Here is a 17717-nt window from a genome sequence, read left to right as displayed (position 1 = left end):
GCTCAATCAGGTAAGTCTTGCAAATCCAGTAACCACTGCTCATTGGCCTGCAATTGCAAATCATCTACTGGCAGGGTCTGTCGTTGATGTGTTAGCATGTCTGACAACCGCTGTTTGGCCAGGGTCAATTCACCGGCTGACTGCAGGCTTTCAATTTCATGTTTCATCACCAGCCAGGTATAAGGATGTGCAGCGCCCAATGCTGAGGCCAGACCTTCCACCACCATCCGGTGTTTAACCAAAGCCTGTGCAAATCGTTGTTGTCCAGCCAGACTGATGGCCCAGTTATCCATGCTCAGGATGGTATAGGGATGAGCCTCACCCAAGACCTCGGCTTTCATGGCATAAGTCTGGCTGGCCATGGCCTCGGCTTGTTGGTGTAAACCCTGGTTGTTTAATAATTCGGCCAGATTGTATTCCAGTTTCAGGGTTTCCACATGTTGGTTACCCAGATGTTCGATGGCCATCGCCAGGGTTTCACGCATGGTGGCCTCACCGGCCTGAAGTTCGCCTTGTTCTACCTGCAGATTAGCCAGGTTACCACCCAATGCAATGACCGTCAGGTTGATTTGGTCACCATAAATCTGTTTGGCCAGGGCAAATGCCTGTTGATTGGTTTGTAAGGCTTCTGCATTCCAGCCCAGGGCTTTTTGTGCGGTAGATAAGTTATTCAGGGTTTCCAGGTATTCCTGATTGTCTTTGCCATAAACCCGTTCAGTGATGAGCAACACGTCCTGAAATAATTTTTCAGCCTCATCAGCACGACCTAACTGTAATAAACTCAATGCCTTCACTGTGCGAATCCCGGCTTCGTTCATTGGACTCTTGTTGGGATAGATTGACAGCCACTCAATGGCCTGATGAGCCATTTCCAAAGCACCCGCGTAATCCCCGCTGAAGGTCAAGGCGTTGGCTTTGGCCTGTAGAATTTCAAAGCCAAAATTATGCGTTGCTGTGGCCGGATCCTCAATCTCAGCAAAATACTGTTCCAGGATGGCATTGGCTTCCTCGAACCGGGACAGAGAAAACAAGTTGTTGATTTGGTGTTTTCTGGCCAATTGTACATAGCGGTTGTCATCACCGAGCACCGGGACCGCTGCCTGCAAATAGTCATCGATCAGGACCAGACTCTGTTCATGATCACCCTGCAACTGATGACCCTGAATTTGTTCCAGTCTGGTTTTTAACAACTCAGGTGCCGCTTCATCCAGATAGCCACGCTTGATGGTCAGGCTGCTCTGGGCATGTTGCAGGCTTTTGCCAGTCTCCCGCAAGGCATTGTAAGAATTGGCCAGGGCGTGGTGAAGTGCCGCCGCCACTTGTGGCTGATCAGCGAACTTCTGGTCCACTTCAGGACTGGCAATGTCCAACATGTCAGCAACGGTGATGTCTTTCCCCCGGCCGAGTTCTGAACTTGCATTGAGCATGTCCTGTAAAAAACCACTGATGGCCTCTGCCTGACTTCTGGCAACCAACGCCTGGGCTTTTTCTTGTTCTGCGCGAAAAAAACCCCAACCTGAAAAAACCATACCCATCACCAGCAAAGTGATGATACTGATCACAGCCCGCCGGTTTTTGCGGCGTTGTGGCAATTGTTCGAGTTCGCGTAAACGCTTTTGTATCTGGGCGGTATTCGGACGCTTATCGGGGTCTGCCAGCAACATATCATCCACCAAACTGGCCAACGGTTGTTCCATATCAGGTCTTTGCACCTGTAAGCTTGAGATGCCACCTGACAAATGCCCCTGGCGAATGGCTTCCAGGGTTTCACCTGGGACCGGATACCTGCCTGTGGCCAGTTTAAACAAGGTAGCCCCCAATGCATAGATGTCAGATGCCGGCCCGGACTGCTGATGCAGCATCTGTTCTGGTGCCATCAACAACGGGGTGCCCTGCCACGCGGACACTCCATGGCCCTGTTCATCCATGCGCTCTCCCGCACCAAAATCCATGATCAGGTAATTGCCCTGATCATCCCTTATCAAATTAGCCGGCTTGATGTCACCATGGATGATCCCGGCCCGGTGAATGGCCGCAAGACCCGCAGAAAGCTGGTCACACATCAGGAACAAAGCCTGCCCAGACATGACCTGCTCCGGGTCCAGCTGGTCGACGGTTTGGCCTTCAATCAAGTCAGCCCAAAAACCCGACCGTCCCTGGTGAACATCGGCGCCGTGAATGGCCAGAACATGAGGGTGTCGTACCCTTGCCATGCGTTTAGCCTCTTCAATAAAACGCATCGATTCAACGACAGATTTGACTTCTGTTTTCAGTAGTTTAAGTGCCACCTGGCGATCCAGCACATCATCGTGTGCCCGGAAAACTTCACCATAAACTCCACTGCCGATGGATTCCAGCACATGCAAATGTCCCCACCGAAATGCAGAATCAACTGCCTGACCATAAGGTTTGGTGTCACTGAACACGCGGGTTTGCCCCTGTAACTGAGCAATCTGACCCAGCACAGCGAGGTTTTGGATGACTGTTTCACTCTGATCATCCAGTGTGGTCGCCAATTGCCAGTCAATCACCAGGTCATCGGCCAGACTGTCGGCCAGTTGTTCCAGTATGTCTTCCTGGCTCATGCCATGTGCCTCGCCACCTGAGCCAATGACCGGGAAACCAGCATCCTGGCCGCATTGGAGGAATTCATGTCCACGGCATTGGCAATTTCAGTAAAGGTATAGCCAAATTCAATGCGCAAAATCACTGCTTCGCGAGCCTGTGGTTTTAGCTCCAACAAACCTTTTTCATAACGTTCCAGGGCTTCATCACCAATCACTTGCTGCATCACAGAAGCCTCCATATCAGCCACTTCAATTTCTGCATCTGCATGACCATGCTTTTGTCGCCTGGAAACACGGCGGATTTCCATGCGGATGTGATTCAAGAGGATTTGCCTGAGGTAAGCCAGAAACGCTCCTTCTCTGACCGCTTCAAAGCGGTCCACATGTTCCAACGCTTTGAGTAATGACGCCTGCACCATGTCTGCCGTTTCAGACAAATCACGGGCATATTGGGGCAACCGGCCATGTGCCCAACGGCTGATTACTGGCAGGTAGGTTTTGAACAAGCGATCTCTGGCGGCTGCATCTCCGGATTTGATGCGCAACAACAACGTGGATGTGGACTCGGTGTTTTCCTTCATCGGTCAATCAAAATGACAAAGAACATCAGTTTAACACAGCCCCATTGGTTGAATAATGATCAACCTATCAATCATCTGACCGGACCTGAAAATCCGGGGCTGGCATTGCTGAGAAACATGTAGTGAAGTGCAGCTTCTGCTCATCCTGGATTCAGCACCGCGAAACCACAACATGGATCAGTTGGAGCCCATGGTTTTTTGAGGCCGAAGCCTGCCTGATGCCCGCGTCTCACGGCATCAGTGTACACCAAACCGCCTTGATCCGATTGTAGCTGTTCAGTCTTTGCCGTCGTCAGGTTGCACGAAGACCGTTGACTGATCACTGTCACTGGCGACATGCAACACCCGTTGCGGGAAGGGTATTTCAATGCCGTATTGATTGAAGGCATTATCCAGCTCCCACAAAAAAGCCGCTTTGATTCTGTTTGGCCGGCGTACACCGTATTTGGATACCCACACCAGCAGTACGAAATCCAGGCTGTTGTCACCAAAAGCGGTCATCCAGACTTCAGGCTCTTTGCCTTTCATGTTGGTCAGTGTGTAGGGAACTTTTTCAGCCGCTTCGGTGGCAGCCTTTTTTACCAGTTCTTTGTCCGTACCATAAGCCACTCCAAAAGGAATTTTGACCCGTTTAATTGAATCCCTGAGGGTCCAGTTGATCACCTGATTGGTTACCAGGTCTGAGTTTGGTATCACCACATCGATGTTGTCATTGGTGTTGATGCGAGTGCTGCGGGCATTGATTTCGCGAACTGTTCCGGTGATGCCATCTTCAATCTCAATGTAATCACCCACTTTCAGTGTGCGCTCAAACATGATGGTCAGTCCAGAAACAAAGTTACTGACGATGTTCTGTAATCCAAAACCAATACCCACCGATAAGGCACCAGCAATCAATGTCAGGTTGGTAAAATCGATCCCCAAAGCGCTGAAACCTGCCAGGGTGGCGACAATGATGATGATGTAGTGGATCAGCTTGTCCAGCATGAAAAACACCGGCGATTTGTCTTGATCACGCCTGGATTCCATGCGTTTGATCACCGCCCTGACCAGCTTGGACACCAGGTAGCCAATCAGTACAATCAACAACAACTTAAACAACGGCAGTAGGGTCACCGGTGTTTCATTGATCCTGAACAGGGGTTGATTGACCACTGACTTAAAGCCCTCAGTCACCGAAGTTGTAGTTTCACCCAACCCATACCAGAATCGACTGAAGCCACCTGATGGCACCAGCAGCTGATCACTGATCAGGGTGTTGATGAAACTGACTTTTTCGGCCTGCCATTCCAGCGCACCCAGTTTTAACAACACCTGCTGAGCCAACTCAGTGCGCCTGGCTGTTTGATCGGCACCATCTTCCTGTTGCCCTGCGGCAGACAACAGAACATCCTGAGCCAGTGTTTGCCATTGTCTGATGCGTTCTTTGCTACCACTGATCAGGGCCTGGGTCTGATCCACCAACTGCCGGGTTTTTACCTGTAGTTCGACCGGCTCACTGACACTGTTGGCAATCCAGTGTATGTGGGACTGGTCGCGGGCTATGGCCAGTTCAAGGCGTTTCTGCGCCATCAGACTGAGGGCCAGATTGAGTTTATTCACGTCGAGCAAAGAACTGTTCAGGGTATCGGTAGTACGTGCCATATTAAGACTGGCCTGCCGAGCCTGTTGCAGTGCGGTGACCAATGCATCCTGATTGATGTCGATTTGTTTTTTCAGGCCATCAATGGCATCCACATCAGGAACCAAACGCTCCCGCATGATTGCCAGGTGTTCAAGCAATCCATCAATCCGCGCCTGGGTCTGATCAATTTGTGATTCGAACTGATTGACTTGTGATTCGTAAATGGCCACCCAGGATCGCGCTTCCAACCATTGATAGCCCAGTGATGCTTTTTTCGGATCATCCAAACCCATGCCCTGATATTCAATGATCAGGCGATCAATGTTCTGCCGTTGTAAAGTGCCGTCAACCTGTAATTCATCTCTTGCAGCACGCTCCTCTTCCAACCGCTGCCGCAGGGTTCTCAGTTGTTGCCTGCGTTCCAATGCTGCTGTCAGGCCGTAAGACTCCTGGACATCGTACTGTTCAGGTGCCTGAGTGACGGTGATGGCGGTGTGTTCTGCCAGTTCAGTGAGGTTGATGTTGAATTGACGAATCGCCTGCAGATCAGCGGCAGACAGCTGGACCTGATTCTGCTGGCTGCCCTCCAGTAGCTGGTCACTCCAGGTTTTGAGCTGTTGATGAGGTTGCTCAGTTGGGGCAGCATCGATGGCCCGGGCCCACCAGTTGGTGGTCAAACGATTGATTTCCGGGGGATTCCAGACGTTTTCAGTGGCCGGCTCCTGACTGAGGAAATTCAGATTTGGCTGCGCAATGGCAACTGGTGGGAGCAATACCCACACCAGTAACATCCATATTTGAATGATCAATTTAACCCGCATGCGTCCAGTAACTCTTGATGAATAAACAGTGTAACAGAAGACCAGTGAAGCTGGCATATTTGTCTTCACACAGCGGCTGATCAGCCTGACCTGCCGACCCTTCAGGGTTGATATTGTGCAGCTGTGATGAATTCACCAAAAGATTCACACCACACGATCACGGTGTTGTATTGGCTGATATCAATGGTATTGGGCACCGACAACAGGAAATTATTGAAGGTATTAACCCGGCCAACCTCAGCCATCTGCGGTTTCAGCCGTGCAAATGCCTGTTCAGTTTCGACAAACTCAGGTGACAGGTACAGGCGGTAATCCGGTCCCGGTGAGATGGAACCGGCAAAGGTGATGTGCTGTTTACCCACCGTCACCTCGCCTTCACCCTGATGCAGAAAATCACTGTCTTCAAGGTCTTTGCGAAATTGAGCCGTGAACACCGCAGCCTCGGCCATTTGCGCAATGCGCTCAGCAGAAGGTGCGTCCGGGGCGGTGAGGATGGGCAAGGCATAAATGCCGGCGGCAAAGCCGGCCAGGCCAATCAACAGGTGAGACAGGATCATTAAAACAGCTTTTTTCATCAGTCAATGCTCAAATAAACTGTTATTTATTCTACCGCCAATTGGTATCTTGTCGACTCCCATTCACTCAGATTCACTGGCTGGTGGCCGGTGGCTCATGCCACGGGCAAACCGCCACTGGCCAGTTTGATCACGCTGCATCACACTGAAAGCCCGCTGGCGGCTACTGGTTTGCTGACCCGTTGTGAGGTGTTGAAACTGATTGTGTTCCGTTCCACGGATCACTGCCCAGTCTCCTGCAATGATCAACTCACTGCACTGGTAATCCTGCTGCCACCGGTAAGTGTTCACATAGGGTTCGAAAGCCTGCTTCAGGGCATCCCGACCACGCAACGGTTCGGCTTCATGCGACCAGAATTCAGCATCTTCTGTGACCAGTTGGGCCAGGCCTTCCAGATCCCCGTTTTGCACCACGGCTTTCCAGTCCATCAACAACTGATCAATGGCCTGCACATCTTTAGGCTGAAATACACTGTCCGGATGTATGCGGCAAGGTTGATCTGTCTGTGCGCTGGTCACCATCAACAGCTGGCAGGTGATCACACAACCGAGCAGCACACCACGAAAGCGCCAGGATAAACACTGATCAACTGCTTTCATACAGCATCCTGACTGAGACAACACCAGTAATCATAGGGTTCATCCAGCGCACCTTGATGAATGATGGTGCTTTGCTTGTTCAGTACATAAAAAATGGGTGTGCGTTGCATGTCCAATTGTCTGGCCACTGAAGCAGTTTCATCATATACCAGGTGCAATTCGATGTGCTGTTGCCTGGCTTTTGTCTCATGCTCATACCACCACATGCGGTCAGGCCTCTTGTGTGGCTGATCGGTGATCACCACCATGGGTAAAAATTGCTCTGCCAGGTGTTTGATGGTCGCCCGGTAACACAACATGCTGTCATTGTAAGGGCCATTGCCCCGATAAGAGGGCATCACACACACAGGCAGTAACTGATCATCCTGCATGCCATCAAGCATATTTTGCAAAGACAACAACCCTTCCTGCTCCAGAAGTGGCAACACAAAGCGGGATGGAAAATCCATTCCAAGCCAGGGGTGTTCGTGACTTAACTCAATTTGCTCAACCGTGCGGATCAGTTCATTCACCCGGGCAGACCTGCCGGCATTGCTGTGGTTGGCTCGTTCCAGCCAATGGATGAATTCATCTGAATCACCCGATTCTTTGGCCCATCGTGCTTTGTAGTAAAACGCCACCGCATGGTAATCGGTGGTGAACCCGGCAAATAACTCATCAATGAACAGCTCTATCCAGTTCATGCCCTCAGCTGGCTGACCTTGTTCATACATGGCAGCGCCCATCAGTAAAACTGCTCCGCTGGCTTGATGGGATGGCTTGAACAACCTGATCAGGCGATTCAACAACCCGGTCTGATGGACCGCTTGGCTGGCCCGTGCCAGCAGAGTCCATTCACCCCGCTCCCACAATTTCATCAGGTCAGACCAGTCATACATACCCCGTTGTTCATATAACTGTGTGATCCCCTCAGATTGCCCCTCAACCACAAAACCCAGTGGCATGTTGTTGGCTTCCACACACAACATTGATTGGCTTTGGGGCTGGTAAAACTCATAGGTCATGACATTGGTTTGGACCAATGTACCTAACACATCGACCTCATTGGCGGGTGCTCCATTCACACTGATCAGCAAATCTCCGGACGACAGACCCAGTTCATCCGCCGGTGAACCAGGGGCCACTTTGACCAGCATTTGATGCTTTTGCGGATCATTGTTTACTGACCCGGATGACTTTTCGACTTCAAGATTCCATTGTGTGGTGATGTTCATATTTCTTCCTCTGAATGTGATTGGTTGATGCAGCAGTCACTGCTTTTCTGCTCATCATAGCCTCACATGTGAATCAAAATCAATCTGCAGGTGGGTGAGTTTGATGTGTTGGGTTGGCGCACAACCACTCAACACCAGACACCACAGAAGTCATGGCTTTTTCATATCGAATCATTTTCAAATCAAATACCCCCAGCATACCCGTTGCAGACGTGACTGACATGTTTACAAAGTCATGGCTTTTTGTGTTGAAAACCCGACACATGAGATGCAATGGCCTGCCAACGACCTTCGCTTTTGATCAACACATTACTGGAATGATACTGATAGGTGTCGGTTTCACCACGACCACTGATGATCGCGGTGTGCTCATCAAACACCTCCAGACGATCGATCTGATAACTGAAATTAACCGCTTGCCAGACATGGTTTTTGACGTATTCAAGCTCCTCAAGCTTATTGGAACTTTGCCCATTGGCATCAATCAGCTGAAATTGTGGGTGCAGAATCTGATCGAGTAAAGCCGCATCCTGGGCGCGATAGGCTTGCGGCCACAAGGTCAGTTTTAAATGTTTAAGCTGTTCCAGATCACTGCTTTCTGTAGCCAATACAAGGTTGCAGATGAAGCACATGGCGGCGCAGATTAACTTGATTTTCATGATGGGTGTCCTGTTGATTGAATGCGTTCAATCTAGCGCACTCAAGTGGTCAAAACCTGGCATTGTGACCAACAACCACCCTTATGTGACCAACGTCAGATGTCTGGCAGAACCCGAACGCCTATAATCAGGATGTTTCAATCGAGGATACATCATGAGTGTTGCCATTCTCCGTCCCGCCCATATCCATCACTGGTTCTGGTGCTGCCTGGTGTTGTTGACATCGGTTTATTTCTACCTTTATGACAGCTGGTATGTGTTGCGAGATGTGAGCTTGATTGGCACCCTGATCAGCAGTGCCAAGGCCTGGCTGATCTGGCTGCTGTTGATGCCCTGGCTGTTTGAGCGGCTGCCTGATCAGGGCCTGAAACTGCCCACCCATTCCACGGCCATGCAGACATATCTGCTGTTGTCGCTGGCTGCTGTGCTGATCAGTACGCTCAGTCAGGCCTGGCTGTTCAGTGATCAACCTGGTATTGGCCGGACGCTGTTGTTCTGTTATCTGCCGGCCAACCTGAAGATCCTGGCTTTGGTGCTGCTGTTGCCCAGGTGTGCACACTGGCTACAGCAAAATATAAACGAACACAGCCTCAAACTGAACTGTCATAACCACCGCAACCAAACTGTTGAACCTGAACTCAAAGCGATCAGCCACATCACTGCCGAAGGCAATTACCTGCAGATTCACAGCGCCGGGGCAGTGTATACCCTGCGCTCCACCTTACGCGACATGGAACGCCGACTCAGCCCCGCCGGTTTCATCAGGATTCATCGGTCCCATTTGGCCAATGCGGCTCACATCAATGACCTGACAACCCACTGCATCACCCTCAACTGTGGTACTGTTCTGCCGGTTGGCAGAAGTCACCGGCACAAACTCAGCTCAATCTTCTGACCGGTCACGCCCATTTCAACCGCCCCGCCGTCGCAGTATTTAGCTCCTACAAAGCACACCGATGCTGATAGAATGGGTGCTTTTTTCGGGATCAAATCATGAACATTGAATGGGTCAGAGAGCAGTTTCCTGTATTTAACAGCAACACTAAAATGGTGTTTATGGACAACGCCGGCGGTTCGCAAACTGTGGGTCATGCGATCCATGCGATCACCGATTACCTGACCCATTATGATGTGCAACTGGGTGCCAGTTACGCCACTTCGGCTGCAGCTGCAGCACAACTGGCCCGGGCCACCGATCACATTCAAACCTACCTCAACGCTGAACAGAACGAAGAAGTGGTGATGGGACCAAGCAGCACTGCCCTGATACGCATCCTGAGTTTGTGTCTGGCAGAAACATGGCAGGTCGGAGATGAAGTGATCATCACCGATGTGGATCACGAAGCCAACCGGGCCGCCTGGCTGGAGCTGAAAAAAAAGGGCATCGTCATCAAAACCTGGCGCATCAGGCCAGATACTTTGAGCCTGGAAACTGATGACTTACTGGAATTGATGACCGCGAAAACCCGATTGGTGTGTTTCACCCATGTATCCAACATCCTCGGCACCATCAATCCGGTCAAAGACTGGACCCGACTGATTCATGAACACGGTGCTCATGTCTGCGTAGATGGGGTGGCTTACGCCCCACACCGGCTGATTGATGTACAGGACTGGGATGTGGATTTTTATTTCTTCAGCACCTACAAAACCTTTGGCCCCCATCAGGCAGTGCTGTACGGCAAATTTGATTTGTTGAATGGCCTGCCTGGCTTCAATCACGGCTTCATTACCACCGTGCCTTACAAGTTTCAACCCGGCAATGTCAATTACGAACTGTGTTACGCCATGGGTGCGGTGGTGCAGTACCTGAGTGAGCTGGGTGCCGGAAGCGCACATGCAACGGTCAGCAGAGACCACCTGCAGGCAGCCTATACTCAAATCGCTGACCACGAAGCCAGGCTGCTGGAACCCTTGGTGGATGTCCTGCAACACAATCCACAGGTGCGCATCATTGGAGAACCTGCCAGTGATCCTGAGCGCCGGGTGGCGACCTTGTCTTTTGTACATGAACACAAAGACTCACAAAGCATTGTGAAAGCGGTGGATCCCCACCGGATCGGCATTCGTTTTGGCGACTTCTATGCGGTCAAATTGATCGATCACCTGGGCCTCAGGAATCAGCAGGGTGTGGTGCGCGTCAGTCTGGCGCACTACAACACTGAGGCAGAAGTGAGTCAGCTGATTAAGGTGTTGCAAGATAGCTTATGAACGCCTCAGCTTTTGTGCTAATACTTTTTAGATTGCCTCAGTCTCTGTTCAAGCCAAAATCAGCCCTGAGTAAAGCAAGCTGGTAAATTTCATTATCTGGCTCTGCTTCAACGGCTTGTTCATAATTCCATTTGGCAGAGGCGTAATCATATTGCAATTCAGCCACATAGCCTCTGTTGTACCAGGCCTCAGCATAGCTTTTATCAACCACAGTGGCCATCCAATAGGCATCACTGGCGGCTTTCTTGCTACCCATTTCCTGGTAAACCAGCCCAATGTTGTTATAAATGGATTGGTTGTTGATGCTGTGTTGATTTTCCGGATCAACTTTGATGGCTTGCTCAAAGTCTTCGATGGCGAGTTGATGTTGCAATAACCTCCAATAAACCATAGCCCTGTTGTGGTAAGCATGCTTAAAAGTTGGGTCGAGCTTAAGTCCGGTGGTGTAAGCTTCGATGGCTTCCGTATTTCTGTCAAGCCGATTAAGGATATCAGCTCTGATGACGTGGACTTCAGCAATGCGGTCATTTGCGGCTATCATCGTAGCCGTTATTTTCAATGCTTCAGGGTAGTTTTCAGCTTCTAACATGGCTTGTCCCTGTCTGATCAAGCGCTCAGCTTCTGATTCATTCAACGATGACAGCGCCGCTGTCAGAAAAATCAATAACAACATGATGATGGATGATGGTAACTGGTTTGATTGTACCTCACAGACACCATGATTTGCCTGTTTAAAGTACTTTAAAGGCCTGTTTCAGGCGTTTCACCGAGACTTTTTGTTTGGTGCCCAGGCTTTGGGCAAACAACTGGATGCGCAATTCCTCCAGCAGCATGAGGAAATCCTGGTGGGCATCGGCGAATTCATCAATTTGGTTGCAATAATCATAAAAGGGCTTACTCACTGCCGACAATTCCCTGAGCTTATCGGCTTCCTTGGGTGGTGAATGCAGGGCGGTTTCCAGGCGCATGGACAGGCCATTGAGGTATCGACCATAGTGTTGCAGATCATCATACCTGACATGATGCAGAAAATCGGCATACACCAGGTAATCCAGCTGATACTGCATGTCCGTATAGCTGGCTTCAGTCAACATGTCGCATTTTTCTTCCACTTGTTGCCAAATCGCGTACCACTGTAAAATCACCGGCGTCAGACGCTGTGACCAGTCATAGGTTTTTTTATACAATTGCTTATCCAGCTGGTCAGCCAATTGGTCAAATTGTTGCTGGTTCCCCACCCAGTTATAGGCAACAATCTGCTTCTCAAGCAATGAATCAATCAGTTCTTCGATCAATTGTTTTCCACTGTCCAGGGCATTCCAGGCGATCTCCGCTTTGAGGTTCATATTGACCCGCTGAGCCGCTTTGATGATTTTCGGGTATTTGATGTGTAACAATCGCTTGATGCCCTGCACATGATTGAGATCAGCCTGGTGCTGGTTCTCAAACATCCTCAGACCGACCTGATCCCCCTGGTCAACCACCGCCTGATAAGCCTGTAAACCATTGTCCAGTTGTACCTGCCTGCTCAACTCACCGAACACCCAATCAGTGGCACCATCAATTTTTTTCTTTTTTGATGCGGTTTTTTGAAAGCTTTTGTTGGCCTGGCGACTGAAATCAGCGATCAAGTCATTGAAATTACGGCCTGTTTTGAGGACCTTCTTTTGATTGTCATAAACCACAAAACGAAATTTCAAATGGTCATCCAACACAACCGACTGCCAGTCTTCCAGACGGGTTTGCAAGCCATTCTTGCGGAACACCCAACGCACCAGTTGCTCATAAAAATCCTGTTCATGATCCATTGATTCACTGAGAATTTCTGCATATTCTTTGATCGGGAACAGCCCCCGACGGATACTCTTTGGCAATCCTTTGATCAGCATTTCGAGTTTTTCAGTCAACAAGCCAGGTACCAAAAATTCAAAATCATTGGCATTGAGTGCATTGAGCCAGGGCAACTGTATGTGTGCCGTTACACCATCGGTTTCAGTGCCTGGCTGGAATTCATAACTCAGGCGCAGGGTCAGGTTTCTGATGGTGATTTCCTCCGGGAACAGTTCAGCACGGTCTCTTGGTACCTGACGCATGTACAGTTGTTCATCGGTGAATTTCAAATCATGGTCACCATTTTTAACCACCCATTTGCGCAATTGAACTTCAGAATAAATTCCGGCCGGGATCACCGCGTCATACAAGTCATACAGGGTGTTCGGGTCAATCAGCAGGTCTTTCTTACGATGGCGGTCTTCCTCAGCCTGGATCGCCGCAATCAATTTGGCATTGTGGTGGAAAAAAGCCATGCGGGTGTTCATGTATTGTTCCACCAAACCTTGGCTGATGAACAGATGCCTGGCATTTTTTGGATCTTTGGGACCGTAATGAATCTGGTGTTTTTCATGCAATACCAACCCCAGCATAACCGTCCGCTGATATCCCATTACCGTGCCATGTTTTTTAGACCAGAACGGGTCATAGTAGGATTTTTTGATCAGGTGACGACCGATGTCATTGATCCACATCACATCCAATTCTGCGACCATGCGGGCAAACACCTGTGAGGTGTGCACAATTTCTCCGGCCAATAGCCATTTGGGTGTGCGGTTGTATAAACCTGAACCTGGAAAAATCATGAACTTCTTGTTTCGCGTACCCAGGTATTCTTTGTCTGACTGATGCATGCCGATGTGAGCAATGAAACCAGCCAACAATGATTTATGGATTTGTTCATAATCAGCCTGCTGATCGGTAATGATCATTTTTTGCCTCTTGACCAACTGACTGAGCTGCCGGTAAACATCTTTCCATTCCATGTATCGTTTAATGGAGATGAAGTTGTCACGGCACCACTTTTTGAAACCACTGTTTTTTAATTTTTTACGTTGTTTATGTAGCGTGTTCCACAACTTCAGCATGGCCATGAAATCAGATTTTTCATGCTGGTATTTCTTATGCGCCTGATCGGCTGCCTGAGCCCATTCCAGCGGCCGTTCACGCACATCCTGAATGGACAAACCGGCGACGATCACCAGGATGTCCTGTAAACAACCCAAACCATTGGCCTTGATCAACACCCGTCCGAGCTGCACATCAATTGGCAAGTGAGCCATCATGCGGCCTGTTCGGGTCAATTGCTGGCCCTCATCCAGGGCTTCCAGTTCCATGAGTAATTGATAGCCGTCATTGATCATTTTAAAATCAGGCTGATCGATGAATGGAAACTCTGTCAGATGACCCAGGTTCAGTACATGGGTTTGTAAAATAACTGAAGCCAGTGACGTGCGTAATATCTCTGCATCGGTGTGTTCAGGCCGGCTGTCAAAATCCTGTTCGGCATACAATCGAAAACAATGACCATCGGCAATCCGACCACAACGGCCCATCCTTTGATTGGCTGAATCCTGGGCTATGGGTTCGATCTGCAAACCCTGAATTTTGGTACGCGCTGAATAGCGACTGATTCGGGCCAGGCCCGAGTCAATCACATAATGAATACGGGGTACCGTCAACGAAGTCTCGGCCACGTTGGTACTGAGAATCACCCGACGCTGATTACCCGGCTTAAAAATCCTCATTTGATCTTGAGCCGACAGGCGGGCATACAATTTGAGGACTTCGGTGTTGGGCAGGTGTTTTCGCTGAAGCTGATCGGCTGCCTCATTGATTTCCCGTTCACCAGGCAGGAAAATCAACACATCACCGTCTTTACTCATCGCATAGATTTCATCAATCGCGCGAATGATGCCCTGATTGAGTTCCAGGTTATGTTCATCCAGTGGCCGGTAATGTGCGGTGACCGGAAAAGACCGGCCACTGACATTGATAATCGGTGCATCACCAAAATGTCTGGCAAACTTTTCGGTATCAATGGTGGCTGATGTGATCACCACTTTGAGGTCACTGCGTTTGGCAGTCAGCTGCTTAATGAAACCCAATAAAAAATCAATGTTGAGGCTGCGTTCATGAGCCTCATCAATGATGATGGCATCGTAGTCATTGAGCCATTTATCGCGCAGGGTTTGTTGCAGCAAAATACCATCAGTCATAAAACGAATGTAGCCATCCTGGCTGAATTTTTCATCGAAACGCACCTGATAGCCCACCTGTTGGCCTAATGGTGTATTCAATTCATCGGCCACCCGCTGAGCCACTGACTTGGCTGCAATCCGGCGCGGTTGGGTGCAGGCAATTTGTCCTGCCACACCCAGTCCGGCCTGTAAACAGATTTTTGGTATCTGAGTGGTTTTACCCGAACCGGTTTCACCCGCAATGACGGTTACCTGATGGTTTTGTATGGTGGTTTTGATTTTTTCAGCTTGTTGACTGATGGGTAAATCTGCCACCAACTCCACCTGCGGAACCGAGTGTTTTCGTTGTTCAAAAGCGTTTTGCGATGCTTCCAATGCTGCCAAGACACCGGGCAACATCTGCCGCTGTTTTTTGGCTTTGTTCAGTTGATTCTGTAGACGATGCCGGTCCTGAGTCAATACATGACCCGGCAATTGGCTGATCAGTTTATCAATATCGGCGGACACAATGACAAGTGGGTATCAGATTTGACTGGCCGGCATTTCTTTGATGTATACATCTTGCTTGGCGTATGGGATCTCGATACCCGCTCGATTAAAGGCCGCATAGACCTGTAGATGTAATTCATGACTGATGCGACCGCGCAATACGGGTTGTTCAATCCACACCAACAACTCGAAATCGATGGATGATGCCCCGAATGCCCGAAAACGAACCCTGGCTTCTGGATTTTTCACCACTTCAGGGTGGTCATTGGCTACTTGCATCAATACTTCAACCACTTGCTGTGCATCGGTTCCATATGCGGCCCCGACTTTGATGCGGATGCGGCTTTTTTCCCAACGACCACTGCTTTCATTGATGATTTTGGCATTGCCAATGACGTTATTAGGGATGGTTATTTCGATGTCATCGCGGGTCAGTAAACGCGTTGATCGCATGCCCACATGAGTGACCATACCCCGCTCTCCAGAGTCAAGGTTGACAAAGTCTCCCACTTTATAGGGCGTATCGGCAATGATGAAAAAGCCGGAAAACAAATTCGCCAGGGTGTCCTTCGCAGCAAAACCTACAGCAATACCAATCACCCCGGCTGAAGCCAGCCAGGCTGTCGGGTTGATGCCCCAAATGGTCAACAAGATGTAGGAGCCCAGACCAATTAACAGAATCTTCCCCACCAGTTCAAACAGTGGGATGGTTTTCGGTTGGATGATTTCAAACCGATCCTTGAAGGTGGACAAGGTACTGAGCAGGATATGCAGTATTTTAAATCCGCGGAACATCCAACTGAGCACCAAAATACTGGCCAATATCCTGATCACTGTGCTTTCCATCGCAGCTGACAGGCCAATGGTTTTTACCGCTATGCCTAAAAAGAAAAAGAACAGGGTCAGGAAAAAAGGTTTGCGGATGGCTTGAATCAACTGATCATCGACATCACTTTTGGTGCGTTTGGTGATTTGACTGAGGCTCTTGGTGAATATCGCCAGGCCGATTCTGGCCACCAGATATCCCAGAATCACAGTCAGGATAAAAGCCAGCATGGGTACAGACTGGAGTTGCTCCCAATATGGCAGCCAAGCGTTTGGCAATAAATCAGAAAAATTGCTGATCAATTCTGTGACATCACTGACTGGCTGTTCGTCGGTGGTGGTCTTTTCTGCGTTTCCAGTGTCCTGATTCATGAGCTGATCAATCAACCAGTTTTAAATGGGATTTGGATTTACCGGACTTATTCGGTTTGTCCGGGCTGGGCTTGTCTGTCTCCCGTTCATCAGGATCATCCGATGCTGCCATGGGTTCCACATCAAACATCATGCCTTTGCCATTCTCTCTGGCATAGATTGCAGAAACCGCTTCCATTGGAATGATGATTGCATGAGAAGTACCAGAAAAACGGGCATTGAATGTCACCAGCTCATCATCCATGACGAGGTTTTGTGAGGCATCGTATGAAATATTGAGCACTACTTTGCCATCTTCCACCACTCCATCAGGCACACGAACACCTTCATAACCGGCATCAACCACAATCAACGGGGTCAAGCCATTATCAGAAATCCATTCATGCAATGCCTTAATGAAATAAGGCTTCACTGATGTCATGTCAGGATCAAAAATCAAAGCGGTATTCTCTCTCTGATTCAGTGATGCTTTTTTTGAAGGCTTTGCTTTGGAACATCCGGTGGGCATAATTACGCAGTGATTTCGGCAGTGCTTCCCAATCCAGTCCATAGTGTTCCAAACGCCATAAAAATGGCACCAGATTGGTATCAACCAAGGTCATATCGGTGTTCATGAAGTAAGGATTTTCACTGAACAAAGGTTCGGCTGCCACCAATTCTGCAGTCAGGTCATTAACGGCTTGTTTTTTGATCTCACCGGTGTTGTTTTCGATTTTACTGATGTATTCAAACCAACCATGTTCCAACCGATAAACAGTGAACCGCAGACGAGCCCGGGTCATGGGATCAGGCGGCATCAACGGCGGGTGAGGATAACGTTCATCCAGGTACTCGGTGATCACATTGACACCATACAGGTGCATGTCCCGGTCAACCAGGGTGGGAATCTCCAGTTTAGGGTTGTTGGCCAGTAAGTCTTCAGGTGGATTATTGCGATCAACAGAGATGATTTTGCAATTGATGCTCTTGGTCGCCAACAGAAATCTGATTCTGTGCGAATCAAACGACTCTGTCTCTGAATAAACGGTAATGACGGATCGTCCACGTTCTATGATTGACACCTGTTTTTTCTCCTTATCTGTAAACTCAAAAAGGGTTTTCGCAACGGTCAGTCGCAAAAACCCTTCATATTATCAAATTTTGCGCCT

At 49.3% G+C, this 17717-nt stretch carries 15 protein-coding genes; 2 read left to right on the top strand and 13 right to left on the bottom strand.

All coding sequences use genetic code 11. From position 1 onward, the window contains the following. Window positions 1–2: 2 nt before the first annotated feature. From B0475_RS00700 to B0475_RS00670, 8 genes are all read right to left on the bottom strand, one after another. The gene (locus tag B0475_RS00700) at window positions 3–2585 is read right to left on the bottom strand and encodes a serine/threonine-protein kinase (RefSeq protein ID WP_077409494.1); all 2583 of its coding nucleotides are present in this window, start codon (window positions 2583–2585) and stop codon (window positions 3–5) included. Continuing rightward, on the bottom strand, window positions 2582–3148 hold the full coding sequence (locus B0475_RS00695; protein ID WP_077409493.1) for an RNA polymerase sigma factor: 567 nt from the start codon (window positions 3146–3148) through the stop codon (window positions 2582–2584). The genes B0475_RS00700 and B0475_RS00695 overlap by 4 nt, the downstream gene beginning before the upstream one ends. A gap of 276 nt (window positions 3149–3424) precedes the next feature. Next, window positions 3425–5593 (bottom strand): mechanosensitive ion channel domain-containing protein, encoded by a 2169-nt coding sequence (locus tag B0475_RS00690; protein WP_157892566.1) that lies wholly within the window; start codon window positions 5591–5593, stop codon window positions 3425–3427. Window positions 5594–5694: 101 nt separating this feature from the next. Further along, window positions 5695–6168 (bottom strand): DM13 domain-containing protein, encoded by a 474-nt coding sequence (locus B0475_RS00685; protein ID WP_077409491.1) that lies wholly within the window; start codon window positions 6166–6168, stop codon window positions 5695–5697. A 63-nt stretch (window positions 6169–6231) separates the two neighbouring features. Further along, the gene (locus B0475_RS00680; RefSeq protein WP_077409490.1) at window positions 6232–6768 is read right to left on the bottom strand and encodes a YybH family protein; all 537 of its coding nucleotides are present in this window, start codon (window positions 6766–6768) and stop codon (window positions 6232–6234) included. Then, complete coding sequence (locus B0475_RS00675) at window positions 6765–7982, bottom strand: PDZ domain-containing protein (RefSeq protein ID WP_077409489.1); 1218 nt, start codon at window positions 7980–7982, stop codon at window positions 6765–6767. The genes B0475_RS00680 and B0475_RS00675 overlap by 4 nt, the downstream gene beginning before the upstream one ends. 79 nt (window positions 7983–8061) lie before the next feature. Next, a complete protein-coding gene (locus B0475_RS17570; RefSeq protein ID WP_157892564.1) occupies window positions 8062–8205 on the bottom strand; it encodes a hypothetical protein in 144 nt (47 codons plus the stop codon). 10 nt (window positions 8206–8215) lie between these two features. Further along, entirely contained in the window at window positions 8216–8641 is a 426-nt protein-coding gene (locus tag B0475_RS00670; RefSeq protein WP_077409488.1) for a nuclear transport factor 2 family protein, read from the bottom strand. A 154-nt stretch (window positions 8642–8795) separates the two neighbouring features. Between B0475_RS00670 and B0475_RS00665 the strand changes: the two genes are divergently transcribed. Then, entirely contained in the window at window positions 8796–9536 is a 741-nt protein-coding gene (locus tag B0475_RS00665) for a LytR/AlgR family response regulator transcription factor (RefSeq protein ID WP_077409487.1), read from the top strand. Between the two features lie 98 nt (window positions 9537–9634). Further along, window positions 9635–10852 carry a cysteine desulfurase-like protein gene (locus B0475_RS00660; protein WP_077409486.1) on the top strand — a complete coding sequence of 406 codons (1218 nt, stop codon included), beginning with the start codon at window positions 9635–9637 and terminating at the stop codon, window positions 10850–10852. Window positions 10853–10889: 37 nt separating this feature from the next. On the opposite strand, the gene B0475_RS00655 is transcribed toward B0475_RS00660, so the two are convergent. From B0475_RS00655 to B0475_RS00635, 5 genes are read right to left on the bottom strand one after another with little or no spacing between them, the layout of a single operon-like run. Further along, entirely contained in the window at window positions 10890–11525 is a 636-nt protein-coding gene (locus B0475_RS00655; RefSeq protein WP_077409485.1) for a tetratricopeptide repeat protein, read from the bottom strand. A gap of 58 nt (window positions 11526–11583) precedes the next feature. Next, window positions 11584–15390 carry an ATP-dependent RNA helicase HrpA gene (hrpA, locus tag B0475_RS00650; RefSeq protein ID WP_157892562.1) on the bottom strand — a complete coding sequence of 1269 codons (3807 nt, stop codon included), beginning with the start codon at window positions 15388–15390 and terminating at the stop codon, window positions 11584–11586. A gap of 15 nt (window positions 15391–15405) precedes the next feature. After that, window positions 15406–16569: a mechanosensitive ion channel family protein gene (locus B0475_RS00645; RefSeq protein WP_077409483.1), complete on the bottom strand. Its 1164-nt coding sequence runs from the start codon at window positions 16567–16569 to the stop codon at window positions 15406–15408. Window positions 16570–16576: 7 nt separating this feature from the next. Next, the gene (locus tag B0475_RS00640) at window positions 16577–16990 is read right to left on the bottom strand and encodes a ClpXP protease specificity-enhancing factor (protein WP_077409850.1); all 414 of its coding nucleotides are present in this window, start codon (window positions 16988–16990) and stop codon (window positions 16577–16579) included. A gap of 7 nt (window positions 16991–16997) precedes the next feature. Next, window positions 16998–17630: a glutathione S-transferase N-terminal domain-containing protein gene (locus B0475_RS00635; RefSeq protein WP_198538055.1), complete on the bottom strand. Its 633-nt coding sequence runs from the start codon at window positions 17628–17630 to the stop codon at window positions 16998–17000. Window positions 17631–17717 lie beyond the last annotated feature (87 nt).

Origin of the sequence: Marinicella sediminis (assembly GCF_002000055.1) — a bacterium.
GTDB lineage: Bacteria > Pseudomonadota > Gammaproteobacteria > Xanthomonadales > Marinicellaceae > Marinicella > Marinicella sediminis.
The sequence above is the reverse complement of the archived record's forward strand: the minus strand, read 5'-3'. Positions and strand labels throughout refer to the sequence as shown.